General features: G+C 72.4%; 28 protein-coding genes. 14 read left to right on the plus strand and 14 right to left on the minus strand.

Translation table 11 applies throughout. The features are described 5' to 3' along the window. Positions 1-30 precede the first annotated feature (30 nt). Both IG74_RS0119390 and IG74_RS0119395 read right to left on the minus strand, forming a co-directional pair. Positions 31-1,086: a S1 family peptidase gene (locus tag IG74_RS0119390; protein WP_030678422.1), complete on the minus strand. Its 1,056-nt coding sequence runs from the start codon at positions 1,084-1,086 to the stop codon at positions 31-33. A gap of 142 nt (positions 1,087-1,228) precedes the next feature. Next, a complete protein-coding gene (locus IG74_RS0119395) occupies positions 1,229-1,867 on the minus strand; it encodes a LysR family transcriptional regulator substrate-binding protein (RefSeq protein ID WP_051855027.1) in 639 nt (212 codons plus the stop codon). On the opposite strand from IG74_RS0119395, the gene IG74_RS48045 reads away from it, so the two are divergent. Continuing rightward, positions 1,859-2,044: a hypothetical protein gene (locus IG74_RS48045; protein WP_158857690.1), complete on the plus strand. Its 186-nt coding sequence runs from the start codon at positions 1,859-1,861 to the stop codon at positions 2,042-2,044. The genes IG74_RS0119395 and IG74_RS48045 overlap by 9 nt on opposite strands. Here IG74_RS48045 and IG74_RS0119405 read toward each other — a convergent pair. Together IG74_RS0119405 and IG74_RS0119410 are read right to left on the minus strand one after the other, a co-directional pair. Beyond that, complete coding sequence (locus tag IG74_RS0119405) at positions 2,031-3,017, minus strand: NAD(P)/FAD-dependent oxidoreductase (protein ID WP_420709916.1); 987 nt, start codon at positions 3,015-3,017, stop codon at positions 2,031-2,033. The two genes, IG74_RS48045 and IG74_RS0119405, sit on opposite strands and share 14 nt — an antisense overlap. Positions 3,018-3,133: 116 nt before the next feature. Next, positions 3,134-4,144, minus strand: a complete 1,011-nt coding sequence (locus IG74_RS0119410) for an SMP-30/gluconolactonase/LRE family protein (protein ID WP_051855028.1) — start codon at positions 4,142-4,144, stop codon at positions 3,134-3,136. 226 nt (positions 4,145-4,370) lie between these two features. Here IG74_RS0119410 and IG74_RS0119415 point away from each other — a divergent pair, with 226 nt between their 5' ends. Beyond that, a complete protein-coding gene (locus tag IG74_RS0119415; protein WP_030678436.1) occupies positions 4,371-5,228 on the plus strand; it encodes a maleylpyruvate isomerase family mycothiol-dependent enzyme in 858 nt (285 codons plus the stop codon). Between the two features lie 42 nt (positions 5,229-5,270). Here the strand turns inward: IG74_RS0119415 and IG74_RS0119420 are convergent, their stop codons facing one another. Together IG74_RS0119420 and IG74_RS0119425 are read right to left on the minus strand one after the other, a co-directional pair. After that, positions 5,271-6,017, minus strand: a complete 747-nt coding sequence (locus IG74_RS0119420; RefSeq protein ID WP_030678438.1) for an ANTAR domain-containing protein — start codon at positions 6,015-6,017, stop codon at positions 5,271-5,273. Between the two features lie 268 nt (positions 6,018-6,285). Then, positions 6,286-6,783 (minus strand): hypothetical protein, encoded by a 498-nt coding sequence (locus tag IG74_RS0119425; protein ID WP_158857692.1) that lies wholly within the window; start codon positions 6,781-6,783, stop codon positions 6,286-6,288. A gap of 406 nt (positions 6,784-7,189) precedes the next feature. Here IG74_RS0119425 and IG74_RS0119430 point away from each other — a divergent pair, with 406 nt between their 5' ends. Continuing rightward, a complete protein-coding gene (locus IG74_RS0119430; RefSeq protein WP_030678444.1) occupies positions 7,190-7,852 on the plus strand; it encodes a hypothetical protein in 663 nt (220 codons plus the stop codon). Between the two features lie 66 nt (positions 7,853-7,918). On the opposite strand, the gene IG74_RS0119435 is transcribed toward IG74_RS0119430, so the two are convergent. Continuing rightward, positions 7,919-8,110: a hypothetical protein gene (locus IG74_RS0119435; RefSeq protein WP_030678446.1), complete on the minus strand. Its 192-nt coding sequence runs from the start codon at positions 8,108-8,110 to the stop codon at positions 7,919-7,921. A gap of 164 nt (positions 8,111-8,274) precedes the next feature. On the opposite strand from IG74_RS0119435, the gene IG74_RS0119440 reads away from it, so the two are divergent. The 4 genes from IG74_RS0119440 (at position 8,275) to IG74_RS0119455 (ending at position 11,019) form a co-directional block, all read left to right on the plus strand. Further along, complete coding sequence (locus IG74_RS0119440) at positions 8,275-9,015, plus strand: DUF6879 family protein (protein ID WP_030678447.1); 741 nt, start codon at positions 8,275-8,277, stop codon at positions 9,013-9,015. Continuing rightward, positions 9,012-9,860 (plus strand): helix-turn-helix domain-containing protein, encoded by an 849-nt coding sequence (locus tag IG74_RS0119445; protein ID WP_030678449.1) that lies wholly within the window; start codon positions 9,012-9,014, stop codon positions 9,858-9,860. The genes IG74_RS0119440 and IG74_RS0119445 overlap by 4 nt, the downstream gene beginning before the upstream one ends. 419 nt (positions 9,861-10,279) lie before the next feature. Next, the gene (locus tag IG74_RS0119450; protein ID WP_030678451.1) at positions 10,280-10,672 is read left to right on the plus strand and encodes a hypothetical protein; all 393 of its coding nucleotides are present in this window, start codon (positions 10,280-10,282) and stop codon (positions 10,670-10,672) included. Continuing rightward, positions 10,669-11,019, plus strand: coding sequence for a DUF6415 family natural product biosynthesis protein (locus IG74_RS0119455; protein ID WP_051855030.1), 351 nt, complete (start codon positions 10,669-10,671; stop codon positions 11,017-11,019). The genes IG74_RS0119450 and IG74_RS0119455 overlap by 4 nt, the downstream gene beginning before the upstream one ends. Positions 11,020-11,259: 240 nt before the next feature. Here IG74_RS0119455 and IG74_RS0119470 read toward each other — a convergent pair whose 3' ends face one another. Then, positions 11,260-12,132: an undecaprenyl-diphosphate phosphatase gene (locus tag IG74_RS0119470; protein WP_030678457.1), complete on the minus strand. Its 873-nt coding sequence runs from the start codon at positions 12,130-12,132 to the stop codon at positions 11,260-11,262. A gap of 642 nt (positions 12,133-12,774) precedes the next feature. Beyond that, positions 12,775-13,245 (minus strand): winged helix-turn-helix transcriptional regulator, encoded by a 471-nt coding sequence (locus IG74_RS0119475; RefSeq protein ID WP_030678460.1) that lies wholly within the window; start codon positions 13,243-13,245, stop codon positions 12,775-12,777. 131 nt (positions 13,246-13,376) lie between these two features. On the opposite strand from IG74_RS0119475, the gene IG74_RS0119480 reads away from it, so the two are divergent. Then, on the plus strand, positions 13,377-14,546 hold the full coding sequence (locus IG74_RS0119480) for a thiolase family protein (RefSeq protein WP_030678463.1): 1,170 nt from the start codon (positions 13,377-13,379) through the stop codon (positions 14,544-14,546). Between the two features lie 30 nt (positions 14,547-14,576). Here the strand turns inward: IG74_RS0119480 and IG74_RS0119485 are convergent, their stop codons facing one another. After that, positions 14,577-15,281, minus strand: coding sequence for a TVP38/TMEM64 family protein (locus IG74_RS0119485; protein ID WP_030678466.1), 705 nt, complete (start codon positions 15,279-15,281; stop codon positions 14,577-14,579). A 49-nt stretch (positions 15,282-15,330) separates the two neighbouring features. Between IG74_RS0119485 and IG74_RS0119490 the strand changes: the two genes are divergently transcribed. The 3 genes from IG74_RS0119490 (at position 15,331) to IG74_RS0119500 (ending at position 18,801) form a co-directional block, all read left to right on the plus strand. Then, on the plus strand, positions 15,331-16,035 hold the full coding sequence (locus tag IG74_RS0119490) for a DNA alkylation repair protein (protein WP_030678476.1): 705 nt from the start codon (positions 15,331-15,333) through the stop codon (positions 16,033-16,035). 343 nt (positions 16,036-16,378) lie between these two features. Further along, entirely contained in the window at positions 16,379-17,557 is a 1,179-nt protein-coding gene (gene tuf, locus IG74_RS0119495) for an elongation factor Tu (RefSeq protein ID WP_030678477.1), read from the plus strand. 392 nt (positions 17,558-17,949) lie between these two features. After that, positions 17,950-18,801 carry a spermidine synthase gene (locus IG74_RS0119500; RefSeq protein ID WP_030678478.1) on the plus strand — a complete coding sequence of 284 codons (852 nt, stop codon included), beginning with the start codon at positions 17,950-17,952 and terminating at the stop codon, positions 18,799-18,801. Positions 18,802-18,926: 125 nt separating this feature from the next. Here the strand turns inward: IG74_RS0119500 and IG74_RS0119505 are convergent, their stop codons facing one another. The 4 genes from IG74_RS0119505 to IG74_RS0119520 all read right to left on the minus strand — a co-directional run bounded on the left by IG74_RS0119505 (position 18,927) and on the right by IG74_RS0119520 (position 23,578). Next, the gene (locus IG74_RS0119505) at positions 18,927-19,301 is read right to left on the minus strand and encodes a nuclear transport factor 2 family protein (RefSeq protein WP_030678480.1); all 375 of its coding nucleotides are present in this window, start codon (positions 19,299-19,301) and stop codon (positions 18,927-18,929) included. 926 nt (positions 19,302-20,227) lie between these two features. After that, complete coding sequence (locus IG74_RS0119510) at positions 20,228-21,307, minus strand: hypothetical protein (RefSeq protein WP_030678482.1); 1,080 nt, start codon at positions 21,305-21,307, stop codon at positions 20,228-20,230. Positions 21,308-21,503: 196 nt separating this feature from the next. Continuing rightward, a complete protein-coding gene (locus IG74_RS0119515; protein ID WP_030678484.1) occupies positions 21,504-22,538 on the minus strand; it encodes a hypothetical protein in 1,035 nt (344 codons plus the stop codon). Positions 22,539-22,597: 59 nt separating this feature from the next. Next, complete coding sequence (locus IG74_RS0119520; RefSeq protein WP_030678486.1) at positions 22,598-23,578, minus strand: hypothetical protein; 981 nt, start codon at positions 23,576-23,578, stop codon at positions 22,598-22,600. Between the two features lie 82 nt (positions 23,579-23,660). On the opposite strand from IG74_RS0119520, the gene IG74_RS0119525 reads away from it, so the two are divergent. The 3 genes from IG74_RS0119525 to IG74_RS0119535 all read left to right on the plus strand — a co-directional run bounded on the left by IG74_RS0119525 (position 23,661) and on the right by IG74_RS0119535 (position 25,425). Continuing rightward, positions 23,661-24,119 (plus strand): DUF4442 domain-containing protein, encoded by a 459-nt coding sequence (locus IG74_RS0119525; protein ID WP_078868893.1) that lies wholly within the window; start codon positions 23,661-23,663, stop codon positions 24,117-24,119. Positions 24,120-24,242: 123 nt separating this feature from the next. Then, positions 24,243-24,686 (plus strand): DUF6234 family protein, encoded by a 444-nt coding sequence (locus IG74_RS0119530; RefSeq protein WP_037825741.1) that lies wholly within the window; start codon positions 24,243-24,245, stop codon positions 24,684-24,686. Positions 24,687-24,786: 100 nt separating this feature from the next. Next, entirely contained in the window at positions 24,787-25,425 is a 639-nt protein-coding gene (locus tag IG74_RS0119535) for a DedA family protein (RefSeq protein ID WP_030678500.1), read from the plus strand. The last annotated feature ends 60 nt before the right edge of the window (positions 25,426-25,485 follow it).

The following is a 25,485-nucleotide window of genomic DNA, read 5'->3' on the forward strand; positions in this document are numbered from 1 at the left end:
CCATGCCGTCACTGTCGTACGCGTACGGCGTCAGTACACGCTGACGCCGTACGCGGCGAGGGCCTCGCGCACCGGCTGGTGGATGGCGGAGCCGTTGGTGCCGGTGCAGCCGGAGCTGCCGGAGTGGATGCCGAGGGCCACCGTCCCGGCGAAGTGGGCGCCGCCGCTGTCGCCGCCCGCGGAGCAGGCGGTGGTGCGGACCATGCCGTAGACGGGTCCTTCGCCGTAGTTCACGGTGACGTTGACGGCGGTGACGGTGCCGCTCGTCACCTTGGTGGTGGAGCCGCTCTTGCGGAGCGACTGGCCCACGACGGCGTCGGCGGCGGAGGAGATCTCCTGGTAACCGCCGTTGTAGAGGTTGACGTTGCCCGCCGGGTTCGAGCCGTTGGTGTAGCGGACGATGCCGTAGTCGTTGGTCGGGAAGCTGGTGCCCTCGCGCACGCCGACGGCCGCGCCGCCGGACGTGGCCGACCAGTTGGCGCTGAGGTTGGTGCAGTGCCCCGCGGTGACGAAGTACCGGGTGGAGCCCTTGGTCACGTTGAAGGCGGCCGAGCAGCGGGAGCCGCCGCCGTAGATGGCGTCGCCGCCCGCGACCTCGCGCTTGAAGGTGCCGGGCACGCGGCTGACGCGTACGGCGCCGTCGAGCGAGTCGGCGACCCGGCGAAGCCGGGCCAGGTCGCGGGCCGAGACCGAGCTGTCGGCCTGCACGGCTATCTGGTTGGTGCGCGGGTCGATGCCCCAGGAGGTGCCGGTGATCTTCGCGCGGGACTCCAGGGCGTCCATGGCGGAGTCGAGCCGGGCGGCGCTCCGCCGCACCCGCTGCGGGGTGGCGCCCGCCGCGCGGGCGCGCTCGGCGGCCGCTTCGCTGGTGACGGTGACGACCAGCTTCCCGGTCCTCCGGTCGACGTACGTACCGGCGCTGTCGTCGCCCAACTGCCGCTTGACCTTGGCGTCGAGGGCGTTGACCTGGGCCGCGGAGGGCGTCGGCGGCTCGCTCTGCGCGCCGGCGGGGGACGCGCCGATGGCGAGGGAGCCGGTGACGAGGAGAGCGGACAGGACGAGGCGCGCACTGGTGGTGCGTCTCATGTGGGGGGTCTCCTTTGACGGTGACGTGTGACGTACCGCGGTACGTGTGGGACGTACCGAGCAAGGAAAGTGGCATGGGCGCGTCAATCGCGCAAGGGTGCGGGACGGCTCCGCGCGCCTCACGCGGGTGCGGGAAGGGCGCCTAGGCGAGTCGTTCGGCCAGGTGGTCGGGGGTCAGGCGGGCGTGCCGACGGGTGGTGGCGACGAACTCGGCGATCAGCGGGTGGGGCCCGGGGCGGGTGAGGACGGCCAGGGGCCGGCGCCTGCGCGGAGTGAGCCGCAGCGCCGTGCCCGGGAAGTCGGGGGTGAGCGCGTTCGCGGGTACGAGGCCGACGCCGACCCCGGCGGCGACGAGCCGGGGCACGGCGGCGGTCCGGGTCGAGCGGATCGCGGCGTGCGGGGTGAACCCGGCCTCGGAGCAGAGGAGTTCGACCGTGGCGGACAGGGCGTGCGTCGGCCCGTACTGGACCCAGGGGCGCTCGGCCAGCTGCTCCAGGCGCACGGACACGCGCCCGGCCAGCGGGTCGCCGGGCGGGACGAGCGCGACGAACTCCTCCGCGTCCAGCGGGTGATGGGGCCCCTCCCAGCCCTCCGGCAGCGGCCCGATGGCCACGTCGGCCGTGGCGTCCGTCAGGGCGCGGGCGAAGGAGGCGAGGTCGGCGTACTCGTGCAGGACCACGTCGACGCGGGGGTGCTCGCGGTGCCAGGCGGCCAGGACGCCGGGCACCACGCCCAGGGCGACGCTGAGGACGGCGGCGAGGTGCAGCTCGCCGTGGACCATGTCCGCCACGGCGCGGGCGGCGCCGGTGGCCCGTTCGGCGCCCACGAGGGCGTGCCGGGCGCCGGGCAGGAAGGCCCGGCCCGCCGGGGTGAGGCGGGCCCCGCGCGGCGTGTGCTCGACGAGCGGCGTGCCGCCCGCCCGCTCCAGGCTCTTGAGCTCACCCTCATGACGCTCTGAGAACCGCGCCCGCCGGTGACCCGTTCCGCCGGGCCTCGACGGCCAGCCGGGTGTCCTCGGTGACCAGGTCGGCGTTGATCTGGGCCCCGGCCGCGGCGCCCGCCGCGGCGGCCCCGCCGACCTGGGCGGACAGGTCGGTCACGTTGCCCGCGACCCACACGCCCGGCACCTCGGTGCGGCCGGTGGCGTCGCAGGAGACGTACGCGCCGATGCCCAGCGGGTGCTCCGTCGCCCGCAGCCCGAGCGCCGAGAGGAAACCGGCGCGCGCCACGACCCGCGTCGAGACCGCGAGCGCCTCGCGGGCGACCGCCGTGCCGTCGCGCAGCCGCACCCCCACGAGGCGGTCGGCCGCGATCTCCAGGCCCGCCACCTCGCCGTCCACCACACGGATGCCGCGTGCGGCGAGGCGCTCCGCGTCCTCGTCGGACAGCGGGGCGGCGGTGTGGGTGAAGAACGTGACGTCGTCGCTCAACTGCCGGAACAGCAGCGCCTGGTGCACCGCCATCGGCCCGCTCGCCAGGACCCCGACGGCCCGGTCGCGGACCTCCCAGCCGTGGCAGTACGGGCAGTGCAGCACGTCCCGGCCCCAGCGCTCGCGCAGCCCCGGCACGTCCGGCAGCTCGTCGACGAGGCCGGTGGCCACGAGGAGCCGCCGCGCCCGGACCGTACGGCCGTCGGCGAGCGCCACTTCGAAGCCCGCCCCGTCGCGGGTCGCGGCGGTCACGGTGGCGGACGCGACGTGCGCGCCGTACCCGCGCACTTCCGCCCGGCCGCGCGCCAGCAGTTCGGCAGGCGGCATCCCCTCCCTGGCCAGGAGCCCGTGCACGCCGTCGGCGGGGGCGTTGCGCGGGGCGCCCGCGTCGAGCACCGCCACGGAACGCCGCGCGCGGGCCAGCATCAGGGCCCCGTTCAGTCCGGCGGCACCGCCGCCGACCACCACCACGTCGTAGCTGTCGTTCAGCTGATCGGTCATCGTGACCACCTCCACGACGACCATGCGCAGCACCGCGCGCTTTGGGCAAACCCTGTTGCTGATACAGCAAGTGTGTACGTATGTGTACGTACGTACGTCGGAGGTGCGTGCGCTGCTCAGGTCCTCGGGGGCGGCAGCGCGCACACGGCAATGCCCGGCTCCACCAGGCTGCCCAGGACGAGGGTCCCGGCGCGGGCGCTGACGCTGGTGACCATGCGGTAGCCGGCGCCCTTGCGGGCCAGGTCGTGCACGGTCTCACCCCCGGGAGAGAAGGCCATGACGCGCAGCACCCGGCGCGGCGGCACGGGCACGCGGCGGGCGGCAGCGGCGGCCGCGCGGCGCACGGCCGAGGGCGCCCGGTGCAACTGGTCGAGGAGCGGCTCGCGCGGCCCGGCAAGGGCGACCCACAGCGTTCCGTCCTCGTCGCGCGACAGGTTGTCGGGGAAGCCCGGCAGGTCCTCCACGAACGGGTCGCTCCGTCCCGCCCGCGGCCCTGTGAGCCAGTACCGGGTGAGGCGGCGGGCACCGGTCTCGGCCACGGTGACGTGCGACGCGTCGGGCGCGAGGACCGCCCCGTTCGCGAAGTGCAGCCCGTCGAGCAGCACTTCGGGCTCGCCGCCCGGGGCGAGCCGCACCAGGCGGCCGGTGCCGACGTGCTCGACGATGTCGGCCCGCCAGTCGTCGAGGCCGTAGCGGCGGCTGGACACCGTGAAGTACACGGTGCCGTCAGGGGCGGCGGTCGCGTTGCTGCAGAACCGCAGTGGCTCCCCGGCGACCGCGTCGGCGAGGACCTCGACCGGGCCGCCGTCCTCCGGGGCGGCGCGCAGCAGCCCCCGGTGCGCGTCACAGACGAGCAGCCGCCCGTCGGGAAGCGGTTCGAGGCCCAACGGCCTGCCGCCGGTGCGGGCCAGCTCCTCCACCCGGCCCCCGTACCCCGGCCCCGGCAGCGTGACGCGCAGGATCCGGCCGTCGGCCGTGCCGGTGACCACCCGGCCCGCGCCGTCCACGACGACGTCCTCAGGACCGGCGGCGGGCAGCCGCAGGACGTGCAGCGGCGGCAGCGGAGACGGCGGGACGGAACCCGCCGCGCGCCGGGCACGGGCGCGCGATGTGCCGAGGATGGACATGGGGCGGACCTCCTGGTGGGCGGGACCTCCGGGTGGGCGGGTCGGACCTCGTGGTGGGCCTTCCGGCTTGCGTCAGGCCGTGTAGGTGCTTCGCGTCAGGCCGTATAGGTGCCCAGCGGAGGGCGGCCGAAGCGCGGATCGCGCGGCGGCCCCGCCCCAGCCGGGCCGGATGACCGGAACGCGATATTCAGTGGCCGGTCGGCGACCGCCGGTCCAGGCTTGGCGCATGGCTTCCCGACCCGTCACCGCCCTGGACCTGCCGTGGCTCGGCACCCCGATCGACGCCCGCCCGCTCTTCGCCGCCGAGCACGCGGCACTGCTGGCGACGCTGCGCGCTCTGGAGCCCGCGGACTGGGGCCGGGAGGCCGTACCGGGCTGGACCGTGCGCGATCTCGCCGCGCACCTCGTCGGCGACTGCTACGGACGCCTCGCCCGCGACCGTGACCACCACGAGGGAGGGCCGCGCCCCGCGCCCGGCGAGAGCCTTGAAGCGTTCATCCACCGCGTCAACCAGGAGTGGGTCGACGCCTGGGCGCGCGTGAGCCCCGCCGCCCTCACCGACACCCTGGACCTGGTCGGCGCGCAGGTCACCCGCCTCTTCGAGACCGCGGACCCCGACGCCGCCTCGCTGGGGGTGTCCTGGGCGGGGGCCGACCCGGCGCCGATGTGGCTCGACTGCGCGCGGGAGTTCACCGAGTTCTGGACCCACCGCCAGCAGCTCCGCCACGCCGTGGGCCGGGACAGCGACTCCGACCCGCGGTTCCTCGGCGTGGTCCTCGACACCTTCATGCGGGCGCTGCCGCACACCTTGCGACACACGGAGGCGCCCGCCGGCACCCAGGTGCAGGTGCGTGTCGACGGTCCGTCCGGCGGCGCGTGGACGGCTACCGCCACGGGGGACCGCTGGTCCCTGGCCCTGCCGGACGCCGGACGGCCCGCCGCCGTCGTGGTGCTGGACGCGGAGGCCGCGTGGCGGCTGTGCACCCGCGGCACCTCCCCGGCCGCCGCCCTGGCCGGTGCCCGGACGAGCGGTGACCGCCGACTCGTCGAGGCAGTGGGCCGGATCGTGTCCGTCGTCCACTGAGTCCTCAGCCGAGGCGCGGCGCGGTCCTCAGTCGAGGCACGGTCAGTCGGTGGTCTCCGTCCGGGGCAGGGGCGGGTCCGTCGTCCCGTTCAGCACCTCCTCGGCGACCGCGGTGAGCAGCCGCCGCTGGGAGCGCGCGTGCCCGCGCAGCAGCGTGAACGCCTCGTCCACGCTGATCCGGTGGCGGTGCGACAGGGCGCCTTTGGCCTGCTCGATGACCACCCGGGAGTGCAGGGCCGTCTCCAGCTGGCTGACGATGACGCTCTGCCGGTGTGCGGCGCGCTGCTGGAGGATCCCGATGGTGGCCAGCCGCGCCAAGGCCTGGGCGAGCCGGAGCTGGGCGAGCGGCAGCGTCTCCGGCTGCCCGCGGAAGAGGCTGAGCGCGCCGATGGTCCGCCCTCGCAGCCGCAGGGGCGTGGCCGTGACGGAGGTGAAGCCGGACAGGAGCGCGTGCGGGGCGAACCGGGGCCAGCTCGCGTGCGGGCGGCCGTTCGCCAGGAGCGCGCCGTCGACCACCCGGCCGGAGCGGAAGCAGTCGAGCCCCGGCCCTTCGCCCCACTCGACGCCCAACCTCTCCAGGCGCCGGCTGTGTTCGTCGGACCCGGATGCCTCCAGGGACTCGCCCTCCGGCGCGGACAGGACGACGCCCGCGGCCGCGACGTCCAGGAGGTCGACGCAGCGCGTGGCGAGCAGTTGAAGGCAGCTGATGGCGTCGAAGTCGTCGACGAACGCGTCGGCGAGCTCGACGAAGGCGGCGGCGAGCCGTTCCTCACGCTCCTGCTCGGGCATCGCGGCTCAACGCTCCTTTCTCAGTCGGTCACCGGACCTGCGCACGGGAAGGGTGGCTGCGGAGGGAAGAGGAAGGGAGGAGAGGGGAGGGGAGAGGAACGGAGAGGAAGGGGAGGGAAGAGGGGGAGGGAAGGGGAAGGGGTGGCGGGAGATTTTGGGGACGAAAGCCGCAGAGCGGCTGCTTTCCTGACCACGCCTCATACGCAATGTAACCCTGGGGTGGATGCAGGGGAAAGCCCCCGGTCCGGTGCTGGTGAGGCCCGGAGCGTCAGCTGTTCGCTCCCGGGAGCCGGGCGGGCGCCGGCGGCAGACTGCCCGCGGACGGGGCAGGGACCATCGTGTACGGAGGGGTCCGCGGACGGCGTATGTCCTCCGCGTCGGCGAGGCCCTGGCTGCGCCGGACCTCGACACGGAAGTCGTGCAGCGCCTCCCTGAACCGCCCGTCGACCTCCTGGTACGCGCTCGTGTCCACGGTCAGGCCCCTGCCCACGGCGTCCCTGAGGTCCCGGAGTACGGCGAACGCGCGCTCACACGCCATCGTGACGTGCGACGGCGCGGTGACCAGCAGCAGCTGCCGCGAATCCGCGGTGCCCGCGTCGGCCATGAGGTCCCTGACGGTGCCGTAGTTCCTGTCGGCGGCCCGGTCCTCGCGACAGGCCACGTCGTAGAGCCCTTCGTAGGCGCGCATCAGCGCCCGGAGGAACTCCACGCAGACCTCCACCTGCCGGTCCCGCTGGTGGTCGGCCCGGTCCCGCTTCCACCGCACCCGATCAGCGACGACCGTCGAAGCGACACCGGCAGCCGTACCGCACAAGGTCGCCACAAGCGTGATCCACACACTGCCCCCCCGAACGAGCCATCGCTGTCGCACGGCCGAACTCCCGCACCAGCCAGGCGTATCCACACCCCTGAGCCCTGTCGGTGCCGTCGAGTACGGTGCCAAGAAGCACGACGCCGTGGCAACCGCGGCGCACGGCCGGGACGATCCCGGCCTCGGCCGCGCCCTGTGCATGCCGGGCGACACGGCGAACTCCTCGACCTACTTGATGCTCGATACGCGCGCTGCGCGCTCAGCTCGCGGCTGCCCCATGTCACGAATCAGGTACTTCTCCCTCGCGCCGCTCACGCAAGTCGCATCATGCGCAGACACAGCGCAACCGCCAAGGGGACACATGAGCAACACCACGCCACCGATGCCCTCACTCCCGCCGCAGCCGCAGCCGCCGCTTCAGAAGAAGAGTCGTACCAACGCCGTCATCATCGGGTCGGCCGCAGCAGTGATCGCGGCGGTCGTCGGCACAGGGGTCTTCGTCGTCAACAGCCGCGACGACGACAAGAAGTCGGAGAGCACGCGCACGACCGAATCGGAAGCGTCCGACGAGGTGTTCGCCGAGGACGAGGAACCGGCGGAGGACGAGCCGGAGCCGGAGGACGACGAGCCCCAGGTGTTCGGCCTGAACGACACCGTCACCTACAGCAACGACGTGGCGGTCAGCCTGTCCACGTTCTCGCGGGGCACGTCGAGTTCGACCGCCGCGCCGGAGAGCACGCCGTACCTGAAGTTCGATGTGCAGGTGGAGAACGGCGGTACGTCGACCGTCGACACGACGGCGTTCTCCGTGAACTGCGCGTACGGCGAGGACGGCAAGGAGGGCGAACTGGTCATCGACTCCGAGCGGGGACTGAACGGCGGCCCTTTGACGCGGCTCCTCGCGGGCCGGTCCCTCACCGTGACGTGGGCGTGCGCGGTGCCGAAGGCGGAGAGGACGGTGCAGATCGAGGTGTCGCCGGACTTCGAGACGGAGACGGCGATCTTCACGGGCGACGTGAAGTGAGGGCCCTGCGGCGAGCCCGCGGGCGCAGCGGTCCGGGCCCCTGGCGGCCGCTGCGGCGAGCCCCGGTCAGGCGGCCGCCACGACGTCCGCGCGCACCGCGGCTCCCCACTCGATCAACAGGCGCTCGTACACCACACGTTGGGCAGCCGAGAGCCTGACCCGGGGGTCTCCGCCCTGCCCTGCCCAGAGGGCACGGATGTCCTCGTTCACGACCGCGGCGGGGCGCACGGGGGCGGGGTTTTGGGAGCTGGGGGGCATGCTTGCCAGCGTAGGCGGTGGCACTGACAACCGGCACCGACCTCCTGCCAGGTTGCCCGCAATCGAGCCGGGTCAGCCTGCGTGAGCAATCGATCGCAATCCGCGAGCGTGCCTGCCGACTCGCGCGCATTCTGGTGTCTCAACCAGCGGAGACGGAGGGCCACATGACGCTCAGGCTCATCGGCACCACCAGTGACGACGGCGACTGCCCCACCCTCTACGAGATCGAGGGAACCGACGAGATCCTCGTCCAGGGCGACCGTGAGACCGACCCCCAGCACCTCGCCGCACTCCGCGACGTGAAGGAGTCCGAGACCTTCGTACGCGTGCCGCGCTCGCTGCTCAGCCGGTACGCCCCGCGCGCTGCTGTGCCTGAACTGGTGCCGTTCACGGAGATTTCCCATCTGTTCAGCGAGTTCCGCCACACCGCCTGGCGTCTGGAGACACGCCGGGGCTACGCCTCCGACCGCAAGAGCCCGAAGTGGCAGAGGTTCCTCGCGGGTGAGGACGTCGCGTCAGAGCCGGACAACGCCTGGCGGACGAACGTCCGCGAGCAGACCGCGCAGGGCAAACGATTCGAGCGAGTGCGGCTCGTCGACGAACCGCCCACCCAGGGGCAGCAGTTCCTCCTCGCCAGCGGACTCGGCAATGTCGCGGCAGGCGAGGACATCCGGAACCTCACGCGGGCCGAGGCCGCGCGCCTCCGGCTGCCGGACTTCGACTTCTGGCTGTTCGACTCGAAGGTCCTCGCGCGGTTCGCCTTCGACGACGAGGACACCACCCTGGGTGTGTACGTCACCGAACACCCGGCCGACGTCCTTGCCGCGTGTCAGGCCCGGGACGCGGCCTGGCACCACGCGATCCGTACCACCGAGTTCATCGAGAAGGTACGTTCGCCGACGTGAGCACGGACTTCCAGACAGCCAGAGAGGCCCTCGGCGCGCGCCTCCGAGAGCTGCGCGTCGAGGCTGGTATGGAAGGCAAGGAGATCGCCGCGCGGCTCGGGTGGCAGACATCGCGGGTCTCGCGGCTCCAGAACGGCAAACAGACCCCGACGCGCGAGGACCTCTCTGCGTGGGCCCGGACAGTCGGTCGACCTGATGTCACCGCGGAGTTGCACGGGCTGCTGGCCGCCCTGGGAATGAAGGAGCGACACCGATCCTGGCGGCGGCAGCTCGCAGGCGGGCACCGCGGGCGGCAGGAGGTCGGGGTCAAGCTGACCGACGCGACGAGACAGATCCGCGGCCTCGAAGTATCGCGGATCCCGGGCCTGTTCCAGACGCCGGAGTACGCACGTGTCGTCTTCGACGGACTCGCCGAGTTTCGTGGGATCCCGCCGACAACGGAGGACGCCGTAGAGGCGCGGATGCGTCGGCAGGAAACGCTTCGGGACCCGGCGAAGAGCTTCCACTTCGTGCTCTGCGAAGCCGCTCTCTACCATCGCCCCTGCCCGGCGGACGTGATGGCCGAACAGTTGGACCGCCTGTACAACCTCGTCGGCCAGCGGCGTATCGACCTGGGCATCATTCCGTTCGGCGCCCAGCTGCGCCGTACGGCCCCGCACGCTTTCTGGATCTACGACCGGCGCCTTGTCATCGTCGAGACCATCAGCGAGGAGCTGTGGCTCACGGGCGATGAGGACATCGCGGTGTACGAGCGGGCGTGGGACTGGCTGGCGGAGTCGGCCTCGGGCGGCCCTGCGGCCCGGCGACTGATCGGCCGTGCACGAGCTGCGCTCGACGTCTTCTGAGGAATCCGCCGCAAGCGGCCCGTCGGTATTCGCAATCACGTGCAATCGATCACCGGCGGCCTTCGCTGGCGTCCTAACGTGCTGGTCATGCACGCACCGACGCGCGCCGCACACTGCGGCACAGCCGACGCGTAGCTGGCCTCCAGTTCCCCGTGCTCCGAGAGCGTGCGCAAGGTCCGGGACATGGGCGGCCTCGTTCTCCCGCCAGCGGCACACACCGGCTCGCCACCGAGCCGGCCCTCGTGCTGGACGCTGCGGAGGAGTTCAGCGACGTACGCGCGCTCACCGTCCGCCCACCGGGCTGGATTCCCCACGTACCGCCCACGGGCTCCCCGCTCTGCGGCCGCTTCTGGCTGGAGCGCCCCGACGACAGACCGGCTCGCCCTGGGCGGCCCCAGACTTCCCGCGGAGGCATTCGGATGACCGTGCACCACGACCCCACACCACCCGCTCCCGCGCCCGTCGTGGAGCGCCTCCGGGCCTGGGGCGCCGGAGAGCTCGACCGCATCGCGGTGACGATGCTCATCGAGGAGCACGAACTCCTGGCGCGGCCCGCCATGCAACGCGTCCTGGTCGTACAGACCGAGGGCAGCGCGTACGCGGACTGGACCCACCTGTCCCTGCGCCTGGCGGAGATGGAGCTTTCTGATGGCGAGTACGCCTTCATGGAGGTGGTCCTCGCCATCGCACTGGGACGCCACGTCCTCCTCGACCGCGTCCTGCCCCTGGGCGAGCGCCGCCTGGCCGTCGTGTTGCGCGCGCTGGCCGCGTGGGCGGGCGTCGACTCCCTCGCGGTGGGGGTCCGGTCATGACGCTCACCCCGGACGGGACCGGGCTCGACGGCCTCTTGGAGGCGGCCATGTCCGCCTGCGGCACGCTGCCCTCTCCGGCGGAGACAGCCACGATCCACCGGCGCCTCGTCGCCGAGATCCGCCTCCGCCTGCCGGGCGCGGAACGGGCCATGGCCCGCGTGCCGGTGCGGAGCCGCGCCTGGTACGCGCATCAGCGAGTGATCGACGCGACCCGCGACGCACTGCTGTCGGGAGGCGTCGAGCCCGATCCGTCGGCCAGCCCGCTCGTCGCCGCGATGCGGGTGAGCGAGCTCGGCCGCCGCTTGCGGGATCTGTCGGTGTACCCGGCAGGAAGTGAGGACGCGTGAGCCAGGGATCGCGGCTGTGCTGGCGGTGCGACGAGCCGATCCGGCCGGGCGAGCGGACGGAGACGCTGCCGAAGGACTCGGCATCGGGCGCCGGAGCCGCGGCGGTCTGGCATGAGGCCCCGTGCCCGGTCGACGACCAGTACCCAGGGCCTTCGTGACGCTCGGGGGTGGACGGCTGGGAGCCGACTGGGAGCCGATCAAGGGCGACGGGCTCGTGGAGGCCCTGACCGGCTCCAGCGGCTAGTCGGCGGACTCGCCCGCGTGCGGGCTCAGCTCACCCATCCCCACCAGCACGAACAGCACGATGCCCAGCAGGATGCGGTAGTAGACGAAGGGCATGAAGCTCTTGGTCGTGATGAACTTCATGAACCACGCGATGACCGCGTAGCCGACGACGAAGGCGATGACCGTCGCGAAGATGGTCGGACCCCAGGAGACATGGCCCTCGCCCGCGTCCTTGAGTTCGTACGCGCCCGACGCGAGGACGGCCGGGATGGCGAGCAGGAAGGAGTAGCGGGCCGCGGCCTCGCGGGTGTAGCCCATGAGGAGGCCGCCGCTGATGGTCGCGCCGGAGCGGGAGACACCGGGGATCAGGGCCATGGCCTGGCACACCCCGTAGACGAGGCCGTCCTTGATGTTCAGCTGCTTGAGGTCCTTGCGGTCGCGCACGGCGCGGTGCTTCCCGCCGGCCTCGTCGCGGGCGGCGAGGCGGTCCGCGAAGCCGAGGACGATGCCCATCACGATCAGCGTCGTGGCGATGAGGCGCAGGTCCCGGAACGGGCCCTCGATCTGGTCCTTGAGCGTCACGCCGAGCACGCCGATCGGGATCGAACCGACGATCACGAGCCAGCCCATCTGCGCGTCGTGGTCGGACCGCGGCACCTTGCCCACCAGCGAGCCGAACCACGCGTGCAGGATGCGGCCGATGTCCTTGCGGAAGTAGATCAGGACGGCGGTCTCGGTGCCGATCTGCGTGATGGCCGTGAACGCGGCACCCGGGTCGTGCCAGCCCGCGAACGCCGCGGTCAGCCGCAGGTGCGCGCTGGAGGAGATCGGGAGGAACTCGGTCAGTCCCTGGACGAGTCCGAGGATGAACGATTCGAGCCAAGACATGAGAACTGCGCCGTCCAGTTACTGATCGTGCGCTGACCCGTGTGGTGGCGGTCAGAAGCGGTGAAGGGGGCCGGGGCGGCGAGGGGCGGTGCGGTGTGGTGCGGCCTGCGGGTGGTGGTCGGGCAGGAGGGGTGGAGCTGCATGGGGCTACGTGGAGCTAATACGTGGGGCTACAGGGGAACACGTGCCTCGCCGGGGGCAGCGTAGCGTCACAAAGTTACGCCCCCTCGCGAGGGCCGCGCCTTGACGGCCGAATGCCTTTGTCGAGCTGCGCCCGTGTGATTTGTGCACTGCGGCGCCCGTCATTCGTCACCTGTCGGCCGTCTGTCCGTCATCTGCCGCCCGTCAGCCGCCGCCATCCGTCGGCTGCCGGTCCGCCATCCGCTCGTTCGCCATCCGCTCGTTCGTCAGCCGTCAGCCGTCAGCCGTCAGCCGTCAGCCGTCAGCCGTCAGCCGTCAGCCGTCAGCCGTCAGCCGTCAGCCGTCGACGGGCTCGACCGTGGCCCGCCCGCCCGTCCGTCAGCCGCCCGAAGCCAGCCCCCGGCCCACCCTTCGCTCGGCGTCCCTCGTGCCCGACGCCCGCCCGGAGCCCTGCGTCCGCAGGCCCGCCCCGCCGTCACCGCCGCCGCGCCCGGCCCTGGCTCACACCCCCACAGGCCCCGTAACCGTCCACCCCGGCGCCTGCGGATGTGCCGTCAGGTCCTCGTGGTGGACCTCCGTGCCGCAGTGGGCGCAGGTGACCACGGGAGTGAGTGTCCGGCCGCAGGCGTGCTCGACGATCATCGGGGGGGCCTGGTCGGGGCGCAGATGGCGGTCGCCCCAGGCCATCAGGGTCATGAGGACGGACTCCAGTTCCAGGCCCGCCGGTGTCGGCCGGTACTCGAAGCGCTGGGGGCGTTCGCTGTAGCGGGCCTTCTCCAGGACGCCCGCTTCGACCAGGCGGCGCAGCCGGGCCGTCAGGACGTCGCGCGGGGCGCCCGTGTTGCGGGCCAGCTGGTCGAAGCGCCGGGCGCCGAGGAAGACCTCGCGCAGGACGAGCAGGGAGTACTTCTCGCCGACCAGGGCGAGCGTGTCGGCGATGGCGCAGGGGCGGGGGCCCTTCGTGGATGGCATGAAAGCCAGTCTACGGGTGGGTTGGAAAATCAAACTCGCTTGGTTACCGTGGAGTACGCAAGTGCGTCCAGTTTTCAAACTCATTCCACGGCCGCCGGGCTCACGGCCCGGCCTGTCCGAGAGGCACCCTCATGCGCGACGCCGTCATCGTCGAAGCGGTACGCACCCCGGTCGGCAAGGGGAAGCCGGGCGGCTCCCTCCACCACCTCCACCCCGTCCAGCTCCTCGCCCACACCCTGCGCACCCTCGTCGAGCGCAGCGGAGTCGACGCGGCGCGGATCGACGACGTGATCGGCGGCTGCGTCGACCAGGTCGCCGAGCAGGCCATGAACACCACCCGGTACGCCGCCCTGGCCGCGGGCTTCCCGGAGTCCGTGCCCGCCACCACCGTCGACCGCCAGTGCGGCTCGTCCCAGCAGGCCGTGCACTTCGCCGCGCAGGGCGTGATCGCGGGCGCGTACGACATGGCGATCGCCTGCGGCGTGGAGTCGATGAGCCGCGTACCGATGTGGTCGAACGTGCCCGCGGGCGCCGACCCCTTCGGCCCCGGCATCGCCGAGCGCTACCCCGAGGGGCTCGTCCCGCAGGGCGTCGGCGCCGAGCTCATCGCCGCGAAGTGGTCCATCAGCCGCGAGGAGATGGACGTCTTCGCCACCGGCTCGCACCAGAAGGCGGCCCGGGCCTGGGCGGGCGGCCTCTTCGACGCGGAGGTCGCGCCGCTCGGCCACGTCACCCGCGACGAGTCCATACGCCCCACCACCACGCCCGAGGTGCTCGCCGGGCTCAAGCCCGCCTACGAGGACCCGGCGTTCGCCGAGCGCTTCCCGCAGATCGACTGGTCCGTCACCGCGGGGAACACCAGCCCCCTCAACGACGGGGCGTCCGCCGTGCTCATCACCACCAGTGAGAACGCCGCCCGGCTCGGCCTGCGCCCGCTCGCCCGGCTGCACAGCTTCGCCGTCGCGGGCTCCGACCCGCTCCTGATGCTCACCGGCATCCTGCCCGCGACCGAGCAGGTGCTGCGCCGGGCCGGTCTGACGCTCGACGACATCGACCTGTTCGAGGTCAACGAGGCGTTCGCCAGCGTCGTCCTGTGCTGGCTGCGGGAGACCGGCGTCGACGAGCGGAAGGTGAACGCGCACGGCGGTGCCATCGCCCTCGGCCACCCGCTCGGCGCGAGCGGGACGCGCCTGATGACCACCCTCGTCCACGCCATGCGGGTCCGCGGGGCGCGGTACGCCCTGCAGACGATGTGCGAGGCAGGAGGCCTCGCCAACGCCACCATCCTCGAAGCCGTGTGACGTCCGGGGCCGCGCCCCTGCTGAGCCCGGTCAGTTCCCGCGCAGGCGGTGCCGCTTGCGCCAGGCCACGGCCGCGGCGCCGAGGCCCGACACCGCGATGAAGCCCATCGCGAGCAGGAACGCCGGGGAGGTCGGGGTGTCGGCGCGGGCGCCCGCTATCACGTACGCCGCCGTGTTCGGGACCGAACCGACGGCCGTGGCCAGGAGGAAGGGGAGCCAGCCCATGCGGGAGACGGCCGCGCAGTAGTTGGCCGCCGCGAACGGCACGCCGGGAAAGAGGCGCACCGCGAGCATCGAGCGGAAGCCGTGGCGGCTGAGCTGGCCGTCGGCCGCCTTCAGCCAGCGGCCGCGCAGCAGCGGCCGCAGCGCGTCCTGGCCGAGGATCCGGCCGAGCCCGAAGGAGGCACCCGCCCCGAGCACCGTGCCCGCGACCGCCGCGGCGAGCCCCGCCTGCGAGCCGAACAGCGCGCCCGCCGCGAGGTTGAGCAGCGGCCGCGGCACGAAAGCCACCGTGCAGGTGCCGTACGCCACCGCGAACACGCACACCGCGGCCGTCCCCGTCAGCTCCGGCGGCCAGCCGTCGGCGAGCAGCCGCTGCGGCTCGAAGAGCAGCACGCACGTGGCGGCCGCGGCCAGCAGCAGGACGAGCAGGGACAGTCGCGACCACGGCGAGAGGAGCGCCCGGGTGCAGCGCACGGCGAGGCCCTGCGGCGGAGTGGCAGCGGTGTCGAGCATCCGGGGAGACTAACCGACGGATGCGTCTGATCGCCGTATGGTGCGTCTCATGAGCGTCACAGTGCCGCGCAGCGCCCTGGCCGACACGGTCCTGGACCGGCTCACCGCGAGCTATGCGGAGGCGGTCGATCCGGTCCGGGCCGCGGAGATGCGCGCGTACATGAAGGACGTCGCGCCGTTCCTCGGCCTCCCCTCCGGGGTGCGCAGGGACCTCGCGCGAGCCGTCCTCGTGGGCACCCCGCGCCCCGACGAGGCCGACTGCACGGCGCTCGCGCTGCGGTGCTGGCGGCTGCCCGAGCGCGAGTACCACTACTTCGCGGTCGACTACCTGCGGCGGTACGTGAAGCGCTGCTCGTCCGGCTTCCTGCCGGTGGCCCGGCACCTCGTGACGACCGTCCCTTGGTGGGACACCGTCGACCTGCTGGCCGCGCACGTCGTCGGTGGGCTCGTCGCCGCCGATCCGGAGCTGGCGGCCGACATGGACGCGTGGAGCGCCGACGACGACCTGTGGGTGGTCCGCACCGCGCTGCTCCACCAGCTGCGCTACAAGGAGCGGACGGACACCGACCGCCTCTTCGCGTACTGCGCGCGGCAGGCCGGACACCCCGACTTCTTCATCCGCAAGGCCGTCGGCTGGTGCCTGCGCGAGTACGCCAAGACCGATCCGGACGCGGTACGGGCCTTCGTCGAGCGGCACCGCGACGCGCTGTCGCCGCTCTCCGTGCGCGAGGCCCTGAAGAACATCGGCGGCTGACGGGCTGCGGGGGCGTTCAGGGCACGTGGGGCACAGGGGATGTGTGAGGCCCATGGGCCACAACTGCCGTACGTGACCGGTGCGTCGCAGAAAATCATTCGACGCGGCGCGTTGTGTCAGCCATGATCGTCGACATGTTCCGGCACGCCTCTCCCACAGCTCCGACCGCGGTCGCGGTCGCTGCGAAGGCTGCCGCTGTTCCCTTCGACGGCGCCCGAAGCTGACTCTCCCCGGACATTCCGGCGGACCCCTCAGGGGGAGGGTCGGCCAGGCCCCAGGGGTCCCCGCCCGACGGCCGCGCGCCGCGGGCCTCACCTTTTCGAGTTCCGGAGAAGGAACCGCCATGTCCAAGACCGCTTACGTCCGTACGAAGCCGCATCTGAACATCGGCACGATGGGCCACGTCGACCACGGCAAGACCACCCTGACCGCCGCCATCACCAAGGTGCTCAGCGAGCGCGGCACCGGCACGTTCGTGCCCTTCGACCGCATCGACCGCGCGCCCGAGGAGGCCCAGCGCGGCATCACCATCAACATCGCGCACGTCGAGTACGAGACCGACACGCGCCACTACGCACACGTGGACATGCCCGGTCACGCCGACTACGTCAAGAACATGGTGACGGGCGCGGCCCAGCTCGACGGCGCCATCCTCGTGGTCTCGGCGCTCGACGGGATCATGCCGCAGACCGCCGAGCACGTGCTCCTCGCCCGCCAGGTCGGCGTCGACCACATCGTCGTGGCCCTGAACAAGGCCGACGCGGGCGACGAGGAGCTCACCGACCTCGTGGAGCTGGAGGTGCGCGACCTGCTCTCCGCGCACGGGTACGGGGGCGAATCCGCGCCCGTGGTCCGGGTCTCGGGCCTCAAGGCGCTGGCGGGCGAGCCCCGTTGGACGGGGGCGATCGAGGCGCTGCTCGACGCCGTGGACACGTACGTACCGCTGCCGGAGCGCTATGTCGACGCGCCGTTCCTGCTGCCGGTGGAGAACGTCCTGACGATCACCGGTCGCGGCACGGTCGTCACGGGCGCCGTCGAGCGCGGCACGGTCCGCGTCGGCGACCGCGTCGACGTCCTCGGGGGCGTGGGCGCCGACACGGAGACGGTCGTCACCGGTCTGGAGACGTTCGGCAAATCCATGGAGTCCGCGCAGGCCGGTGACAACGTGGCGCTGCTGCTGCGCGGCGTGCCCCGCGACGCAGTCCGCCGCGGACACGTGGTCGCCGCCCCCGGCAGCGTCCGGCCGAGTCGCCGCTTCACCGCGCAGGTGTACGTCCTGTCGGCGCGCGAGGGCGGTCGTACGACGCCGGTGGTGACGGGCTACCGGCCGCAGTTCTACATCCGCACCGCGGACGTGGTCGGGGACATCGACCTCGGCGAGGCCGCCGTGGCCCGCCCCGGCGACACGGTCGCCATGACCGTGGAGCTCGGCCGTGACGTCCCGCTGGAGCCGGGGCTCGGCTTCGCGATCCGCGAGGGCGGGCGGACGGTGGGCGCCGGCACGGTGACGGCTGTCGCCTGAGGTTCCGGTGAGGGGGGGTTCGGCCCGAGGGGGCCGGGCCCTCCTTCCGTTCGGTCGCTTCCCTTTCGGCCGCTGGCCCGCTTCTGGCCAGTGGGGCCGCTTGGGGCTGGTGTCCGCTCGTGGCCGGTGGGACCGCTTCCGGTCGGTGGGGCCGCTTGGCCGGGAGGTCCGCTTCCGGTCGGTGGTCCGCTCCTGGTGGGTGCGTCCGTGTTCGGCGGGGGTCGTGAGGGGGCGGGGGCGGGCACAATGGGGCGGTGGAACAGCCCGCCGATGCCCCCGACCCCACGTCGATATCCGACGCCGAGCAGCGTTCCGTGCCGGAGCCGGAGCCGGAGCCGGAGCCGGAGCCGGAGCCGGAGCCGGATTCGGAGCCGGGGACGGAGTCCGGGCTCGTGGCCGAGCCCGAGCCCGTGCCCGTCACGCGCGTCGTCGACCACGGCACCGCGAAGCTGCTGCCGGACGTGGACCGGCCCCGTGCCTGGCTCCTGACCGTCGACGGTGCCCCGCAGTCGTACGTCGACCTGGACGCGCCGACCCACTTGGAGTTCGAGTACGCGCGCAGGCTCGCCCACGTCCTGGACACGCGCGCCCTGCCGGGCCGCCCGCTGGACGCCGTCCACCTCGGCGGCGGCGCCCTCACCCTGCCCCGCTACCTCGCCGCGACCCGCCCCGGCTCCGGGCAGGACGTCGTCGAGGCCGACCTGGCGCTGCTGGAACTCGTCGCCGAGCACCTGCCGCTGCCCGCCGAATCGGGGATCCGCCTGCACGGCACGGACGCCCGGGCCTGGCTGGAGGCGGCTCCCGCCGACAGCGCGGACGTGATCGTGGGGGACGTCTTCGGCGGTTCGCGCGTGCCCGCGCACCTCACGTCCGACGCGTACGCCCGTGGTGTCGACCGGGTCCTGCGCGCGGACGGCGTCTACGCGGCCAACCTCGCCGACGGCGCCCCTTTCGACTTCCTGCGCTCCCAACTGGCGACGTTCGCCGCGTGCTTCGTCGAGCTGGCCCTGATCGCCGAGCCCGCGATGCTGCGCGGGCGCCGCTTCGGCAACGCCGTGCTCGTCGCCTCGCACGCGCCGCTGGACGTCGAGGCGCTGGTGCGGCGGGCCCGGGCCGACGCGTTTCCCGCGCGGGTCGTGCACGGGGGTGAGCTGCGGAGCCTGGTGGGTTCGGCGCGGGTGGTGCGCGACGGGGACGCGGTGGCTTCGCCGGAGCCGCCGGGCGGGGCCTTCAGCGTGGGCTGACCCGTACCGCTCCGGTGCCTGCGCGGGGAGAGGGGAGACGGGGAGACGCCGTCCCGCGGGACCGGCGGAGCCCCTCTGCCCTGGTGACGGCCTGCGTGCACCCTGGGCAGAGAGGCCGCGGCCCGTCACACCCGGGTGTCGTCGAAGTAGGTGCGGCGCGAGGCGATGAGGACGGTGCCCGCCTCTTCGGTCAGGTCGAAGAAGTCGCTGAAGGACAGGTCGGCCTGCGAGCCGCCGCGGAGGGTGCCGGTGAAGCGCCCCTCGACCGCCACCTGGCGGTCCGAGTGGAACAGCACTTCGATGGAGTGCTGGCCCTTCGCGATGACGCGACGGCTGGTGTAGAACTCGCGGAGCTCGGACATCCCCTCGATCACGGGGTAGCCGGGCCGCTTGTAGCGTATCGCCGGGTGGAACAGGTCGAACATTGCCGGGTCTTGGCGGTCGACGCACTCGTAGTAGCGGCGGATCAGACTTTCCGGCGTGCTGGCGGGAGCCGTCATATCAGGGTGTCTCCGTCCTTGGTTTCGTCAACTGGGGCAGCCTGGTTCTCGGGCAGCTCTAACGAAAGATGACGCGGTTCTCCAGTGCGGCGTCGATCTCGCACCTGGCCCGTACAAGTACGCGGAAGGCTAACAGGGGGGTGCTGCCCCATTCGGCGAGGTCGCTCTATTGCGTCGATGGGGCCTGGCCCAAAACCGGCAGTCGCCGTATGGCCGCTGGTGGCGCGGAAGTTGCCCGCATGTCACCGCGCTCGGATGCCGGGTCCGGCAGCTGTTTTCCGTGAACACTCGGATTTCTCACGGCGGTTCGCGCCGGTCAATCGAGTGCGTTGGCATGATCGCGCCATTCGGATGCGCTGATTCCCCCTTGTGTCGTTCTTCGGGAGCAGGTGAGCCCAAACCGACGAGCATAAGAGGGTTCTGCAATTTCGACTCCGCGTGACACCGAAAGGGAGAGGGCCCAGACGGAATTCTAACGGGCCTGCTCGATCGAGCTCGGATGGCGCGGGGCATTCCTGGATGGCCGGAAAGAGGCCGATGTTCGCTGCCGGTAACCGTGCTCGTGCGAAGGGGGCGCCTTGTCGCCGCCGGGCGGTGGTCCGGGCGTCCTCGTCGTCGCGGGCGCCCGGACTCGGGCAGGCCGGATCCCGTGCCGGGCTGTCCCGTCACGCAGGACATTTCTCATGGGGCGCCCGCCCTGGTGGATCATGTCATTTGCCCGTCAATTCGGGCGTAATACTTGGAAAGCGGGATGAATCTCCCGGACTCGATGCCTCGCGGATCGGCGCTTCGTGGATCAGCGGCGCGTGGATCAGCGGCTCGTGGATCGGCGGCTCGCGGCCGGGCGGTGAACGGACTCCGCCCACCTGCCCCGAAGCGGGGAGGTGGGCGGAGGGTGGAGAACAGCGGGCCCGGGGCCGGGGGCGTCAGGACTCGTTGGGCGCGCCGTGCAGGCGCACCGTGGCGAGGATCTGCTTCACCAGAGAGTCGGGCACCTCGCCCTTCACGCCCTTCGCGCCGTGCAGCGTCCATGCGACGTAGTCGCCGGCGTCGTTCTTGAAGGAGAAGGTCGTGGCCTTGCCGTTGGAGTCGCACTTGCCCGAGCCGGGGTCGCCGACCGACGTCGTGGTGACGACGCTGCCCTGGACGCCCGACTTGGTGGTGTAGGACTCCACCTTGCCGATCTTGATGTTCTTCTTGTCGGCCTTCTTCTGGCTGGTGTAGCCGCCGAAGACCCACCACGCGGAGTCGTTGCGGGCGACTTCCTTGGTGCTCTTGGCGCCGTTCTGGCCCTTGGTGCCGACGCTGGCGAGCGAGGAGTCGTTCACGCGCCCGTCCTTGTCCTCGTCGGACGAGCACCACTTCTCTTTGTAGAAGGCCGGGGCGGACATGATGATCAGCGGCTTGGAGCCGTCGCCCTTGTTGTGGTCCTCGTAGCCGACGAATGTGTCGGGGGTCTTGACCGTCCAGTCGGGCGGCACGTCGAAGGCGGTGCCCCACTTGGGGTTCACCACGACCTGCCAGCCGGGGACGGTCGGCTTGGGGTCGTTGCCTGTGCCGCGCGGGTTGTCGTCGTCCGACGGCTTGGGGCTCGGCTTCTTGGTGGCCGACTTGGACGGCTTGGGGGCCGCCGTGTCGGACTCGCCGTCGTCGCCGCCGAAGACCAGGAAGCCGGTCACGCCCGCGGCCACGACGACGGCGCCCGCGGCGACGAGGGCCGTGACCTTCGTCCGGTTGCCGCCGCCGTTGCCCCCGCCGCCGCCCGCGTCCGGGCCGCCGGGCCGCGCCGTCCCCATCGGGAACGTCGGGGCGCCCCACTGGGGCTGCCCGGCGGTGGGCGGGCCCGCCGCCGGCTGCCCCCCGGTCGGCTGCTGATACGGGTTCGGCTGCTGGTAGCCGGGCTGCTGGTACGGGTTGGGCTGCTGGTACCCAGGCTGCTGATATGGGTTCGAACCCGGACTTTGCGGGTTCTGCTCGCCCCCGGGCGGCTGCTGTTCTGGCCACATGGCGAGTAACCATAGATGGGCTCGGGCCCCAGGTGCCACGCCCGGTCGGCGGGCGGACGGGCACCGGGCAGGACCTCGTACGAAGCCGTGACGAAGTGGTGAAGAAGCGGTGGACGGGCGTCGACGTACGGCGTGGTACGTCAATGAATGCCCGTTGCCTCCGCTAGTGCCCCGGTACGTCAGGGATCGGTGCGGTTCACGACTCCGTCGCGTCGCCGTGCAGACGTACCGTGCTGAGGATCTTCATGATCGTCTCGGTCGGGATCTCCTCCTTGACGCCCTTCGCGCCGTAGAGGCTCCACGCCACGTAGTCGCCCTCGGCGTTCTTGAAGCCGAACGTGATGGCCTTGCCGTCCGACGCGCACTTGCCCTTCTGGGGCGTGTTCTGCGAGCGGGACCAGGCGATGCTGCCCTTGATGCCCGCCTTCGTGGTGTACGGCTTCGCCTTCTCGTCGAAGGACAGGCTCTTCTTGTCCGGCTGGGTGTAGCCGCCGAACACCCACCAGGCGACCTGGTTCACCGCGACCTCGTCGGTGTTCTTGGCGCCGTTCGCCCCCTTGGTGCCGACCGCGCCGAGCGCCTTGTCCTCGGTCCTGCCGTCCTTGTCCTCGTCGGAGGTGCACCACTTCGACTTGAAGTACGCGGGCGCCGACATGGTCATCAGCGGCTTGCCGGTCTTGACGTCCTCGAACGCGACGATCGCGCCCGGCTTCCTGACGTCCCAGTCCGGCGGCACGTCGAAGGCGGTGCCCCACCGCGGGTTCACCACGACCTGCCAGCCGGGGACGGTCGGCTTCGGGTCGCCCGCCGTGCCGCGCTCGCTGTCGTCGCCGTCGGTCGCGCCGGAACCGGGCTTCGCGGCGGCGGACCTGGACGGCTTGCCGTCGGCCTGCGGGGACTTCCCGCCCTTGTCGTCGTCCTTGTCGCCCAGGAGCAGGAAGCCGGTCACGCCCGCGGCCACGACGACGGCCGTCGCCGCGACGATGGCGATGACCTTGGTCCTGTTCCCGCCACCGCCACCGCTGCCGCCGTCGCCCGCCGGCGCCTGCGGCACGCCCGAGGGGGCCGTCGGCGCGCTCCACTGGCCGGGCTGCCCGGCCTGCTGGTACGGCGAAGGCTGCTGGTACCCCGGCTGCTGATAGGGGTTGGGCTGTTGGTAACCCGGCTGCTGGTACGGGTTCTGCTGCTGCGGGTTCTGCTCGCCCCCGGGCGGCTGCTGTCCTTGCCACATGGCCGGTAACCCTACGTGTGCCTGGCTGACGTGTTCACAACCACCCCGGGAGCGGTCCGTCAGCCCTTCTCCTGTGACCGGTACTCGCGCACCGTGCGCAGGACGGCGCGCACCGTTCGGTCGGGGATCTCCTCCTTGACGCCCTTCACGCCGTGGAAGGACCAGGAGAGGAACTCGCCCTCGGAGTTCTTGAAGCCGAACGTGGTGGCCTTGCCGTCCGTGTCGCACGCGCCCTTCTTCTCGACGCCGGAGGAAGTGGCCGTCACCAGGCTGCCCTTGAGGCCCGACGCGGTGGTGTAGGACTCCGCGGGGCCGGTGGTCACCTTCTTCTTGTCGGGCTGCGCGTACCCGCCGTAGACCCAGGCCGTCGCGTTCGTACGGGCGATCTCCGCCGTGCTGCGGGCGGTCTTGTTGCGCTTGGTGCCCGCGAGGCCGAGCGGTGTGTGCTCCTTGCTGCCGTCCTTGTCGTCGTCCGACGCGCACCAGCGCTCCTTGAGGACGGCGGGGGCGAGCATGGCGACGAGGGGCGTGTCCGACGGGTCGTCCTCCTCCGAGACCCAGGTGGCGAAGTCCGCCGACTTCAGGTCCCACTGCGCCGGCACGTCGAAGGCGAGCCCGTCCCTGGGGTTCACGACGGTCTTCCAGCCCGGCACCGTCGGCTCGGGCGCGCCGTCCGTCCCGCGGTCGTCGGAGTCCTCGGGCTCGGCGGGGCGGGGCGCCTTGCCGGTGGACCGGGTCGGACCGGGCGCCGCCGAGTCGTCCTCGTCGCCGCCGAGGAGCACGGCGCCGGTGACGGCCGCGGCCACGACGACCGCCGCCGCGGCGGCGATGGCGATCACCTTGGTCCTGGGGCCGCCCCCGCCCGGCGGGACGGCGGACGCCGTCGGCGCGTTCCACGGCTCCTGTGGCGAGGGGGCGGGGCCTTGCTCCTGGTACGGGTTCGGCTGCTGGTAGCCGGGCTGTCGGTACGGGTTCGGGTCCTGGCCCCGGCCGGGGCTCGGCTGCTGGGGTCCATCGGGTCGATCTTGTCCTGGCCACATGGGCGTCCACGATAGGCCCGAAGGGAACGGCTGTTCGCGCAAGCCTGGTCAAGCTCGGCTACTCGTGGGTAACATCCCGGTCATGAGCGCAGACCAGATGTCGATCGGCGAGATGCTCGCCGCCACCGTGCCGATGGCCCGGACCCTCAACCTGGAGTTCCTCGAGACGACGGCCGAGCGCGCCGTGGTCGTCCTTCCGGACCAGGCGGACTACCACAACCACGTGGGCGGGCCGCACGCCGGCGCCATGTTCACCCTGGGGGAGTCCGCGAGCGGGGCCATCGTGCTCGCCGCGTTCGGGGACCAGCTCTCGCGGGCCGTGCCGCTCGCGGTGAGCGCCGACATCGCGTACAAGAAGCTCGCGATGGGAGTGGTCAAGGCCACCGCGACGCTGGGGCGGCCGGTCGCCGACGTCGTCGCCGAGCTGGATGCCGGGCAGCGCCCCGAGTTCCCGGTGGCCATCGCCATCACCCGCGAGGACGGTGCCGTGACCGGCGAGATGACCGTGACCTGGACCCTGCGGCCCAACGAGCCGAAGTAGCGGCGACTCCTGGACCGGCCGGGCTCCCCGACTGCCGGGCTCCCCGACTGCCGGGCCAGGCCGGGTACTTCTGAGTAGGAGTACTCAGGCGGCCCCCGGCCGGGGGCCGCGAGGATCGGCGGCATGGACCTGCCGATCGCGCCGCCCGCCTTCGACGCCTCCGCCCGCACCCGGGCCGACACCGGGCCCGACGTCGGCGCGGCCGTCGGGCTCCTCGTGGCCGAAGTGCTCGTCCTCGCGGGGATCCTGGCGGTGTGGATCGCGAGCGGACTCACCTTCGACCCCGTGGCCCGCGCCGAGTACGACCGCCTCGACGGCCATCTCGTCGCCTCCGCCTGCGTGGGCGGTCTCGCGCTGCTCGCCACCGCCGTGGCGATCCGCGTCCGGGCCCCGGTGACCGCGTGGAGCCAGGGGTTCATGGTGGCGGTGATCACCGTGGCCGTCCTCGCCGGGTTCTCGTACCAGCGGCACGAGGACGAGGTGCGGCGGCCCGCGCCCGCCTGGACGGGGCAGACCGGCTGCCGCAGCGGCGGGGACAGCGACGAGTGCGCGGCCACGGGGCGCTGAGGCGGCGCGCGGGGGCCGATGCGTGAGCGGGTAGGCTTCCCCGGCGTGCGCGATCATCGCGCACGCCGGGGGAGTCATCCGCACACGGAAGGAACCGGGGTTGCACGTCCAGGAGTGGCTGGAGCACGTACCCGCCGTCAGCGTCTACGCGCTCGTCGGCCTCGTCATCGGCCTGGAGTCACTGGGCATTCCGCTGCCGGGCGAGATCGTCCTCGTCTCCGCCGCGCTCCTGTCGTCGCAGCACGGCGACGTGAACCCGGTGGTGCTCGGCATCTGCGCCACCGCGGGGGCCGTGATCGGCGACTCCATCGGCTACGCCATCGGCCGCAAGGGCGGCAGACCGCTCCTTGGCTGGCTGGAGCGGAAGTTCCCCAAGCACTTCAGCGCGGCGAACGTCGGCAGCGCCGAGCGCTCCTTCCAGAAGTGGGGCATGTGGGCGGTCTTCTTCGGCCGCTTCGTCGCGCTCCTGCGCATCTTCGCGGGTCCGCTCGCGGGCGTCCTGCGCATGCCGTACTGGAAGTTCTTCACCGCCAACGTGCTCGGCGGCATCATCTGGGCGGGCGGCACCACCGCCGTCATCTACTACATCGGCGTGGTCGCCGAGGACTGGCTGAAGCGCTTCTCCTACGTCGGCCTCGGCATCGCGGTGCTCATCGGCATCGGCTCGATGCTGCTGGTCAAGCGGCGGGCCAAGAAGGCCGCCGAGGAGTACGCGGCGAGCGAGGCCGCGGCCACGTAGGCATTCCGCACGGGCGGCCGGGGGCGGGCTCCGCTTCCGGCCGCCCGTGCGTGCGGCCGC

The organism is Streptomyces sp. NRRL B-1347 (assembly GCF_000720325.1).
In the GTDB taxonomy this organism is placed as follows: domain Bacteria; phylum Actinomycetota; class Actinomycetes; order Streptomycetales; family Streptomycetaceae; genus Streptomyces.

Bases quoted from the DNA above. Each gene is read 5' to 3' on its own strand.
- IG74_RS0119390 (WP_030678422.1), bottom strand. From the start codon at position 1,086: ATGAGACGCACCACCAGTGCGCGCCTCGTCCTGTCCGCTCTCCTCGTC.
- IG74_RS0119395 (WP_051855027.1), bottom strand. From the start codon at position 1,867: ATGGTCCACGGCGAGCTGCACCTCGCCGCCGTCCTCAGCGTCGCCCTG.
- IG74_RS0119405 (WP_420709916.1), bottom strand. From the start codon at position 3,017: ATGACCGATCAGCTGAACGACAGCTACGACGTGGTGGTGGTCGGCGGC.
- IG74_RS0119410 (WP_051855028.1), bottom strand. From the start codon at position 4,144: ATGTCCATCCTCGGCACATCGCGCGCCCGTGCCCGGCGCGCGGCGGGT.
- IG74_RS0119415 (WP_030678436.1), top strand. From the start codon at position 4,371: ATGGCTTCCCGACCCGTCACCGCCCTGGACCTGCCGTGGCTCGGCACC.
- IG74_RS0119420 (WP_030678438.1), bottom strand. From the start codon at position 6,017: ATGCCCGAGCAGGAGCGTGAGGAACGGCTCGCCGCCGCCTTCGTCGAG.
- IG74_RS0119430 (WP_030678444.1), top strand. From the start codon at position 7,190: ATGAGCAACACCACGCCACCGATGCCCTCACTCCCGCCGCAGCCGCAG.
- IG74_RS0119435 (WP_030678446.1), bottom strand. From the start codon at position 8,110: ATGCCCCCCAGCTCCCAAAACCCCGCCCCCGTGCGCCCCGCCGCGGTC.
- IG74_RS0119440 (WP_030678447.1), top strand. From the start codon at position 8,275: ATGACGCTCAGGCTCATCGGCACCACCAGTGACGACGGCGACTGCCCC.
- IG74_RS0119450 (WP_030678451.1), top strand. From the start codon at position 10,280: ATGACCGTGCACCACGACCCCACACCACCCGCTCCCGCGCCCGTCGTG.
- IG74_RS0119455 (WP_051855030.1), top strand. From the start codon at position 10,669: ATGACGCTCACCCCGGACGGGACCGGGCTCGACGGCCTCTTGGAGGCG.
- IG74_RS0119470 (WP_030678457.1), bottom strand. From the start codon at position 12,132: ATGTCTTGGCTCGAATCGTTCATCCTCGGACTCGTCCAGGGACTGACC.
- IG74_RS0119475 (WP_030678460.1), bottom strand. From the start codon at position 13,245: ATGCCATCCACGAAGGGCCCCCGCCCCTGCGCCATCGCCGACACGCTC.
- IG74_RS0119480 (WP_030678463.1), top strand. From the start codon at position 13,377: ATGCGCGACGCCGTCATCGTCGAAGCGGTACGCACCCCGGTCGGCAAG.
- IG74_RS0119485 (WP_030678466.1), bottom strand. From the start codon at position 15,281: ATGCTCGACACCGCTGCCACTCCGCCGCAGGGCCTCGCCGTGCGCTGC.
- IG74_RS0119490 (WP_030678476.1), top strand. From the start codon at position 15,331: ATGAGCGTCACAGTGCCGCGCAGCGCCCTGGCCGACACGGTCCTGGAC.
- tuf (WP_030678477.1), top strand. From the start codon at position 16,379: ATGTCCAAGACCGCTTACGTCCGTACGAAGCCGCATCTGAACATCGGC.
- IG74_RS0119505 (WP_030678480.1), bottom strand. From the start codon at position 19,301: ATGACGGCTCCCGCCAGCACGCCGGAAAGTCTGATCCGCCGCTACTAC.
- IG74_RS0119510 (WP_030678482.1), bottom strand. From the start codon at position 21,307: ATGTGGCCAGAACAGCAGCCGCCCGGGGGCGAGCAGAACCCGCAAAGT.
- IG74_RS0119515 (WP_030678484.1), bottom strand. From the start codon at position 22,538: ATGTGGCAAGGACAGCAGCCGCCCGGGGGCGAGCAGAACCCGCAGCAG.
- IG74_RS0119520 (WP_030678486.1), bottom strand. From the start codon at position 23,578: ATGTGGCCAGGACAAGATCGACCCGATGGACCCCAGCAGCCGAGCCCC.
- IG74_RS0119525 (WP_078868893.1), top strand. From the start codon at position 23,661: ATGAGCGCAGACCAGATGTCGATCGGCGAGATGCTCGCCGCCACCGTG.
- IG74_RS0119530 (WP_037825741.1), top strand. From the start codon at position 24,243: ATGGACCTGCCGATCGCGCCGCCCGCCTTCGACGCCTCCGCCCGCACC.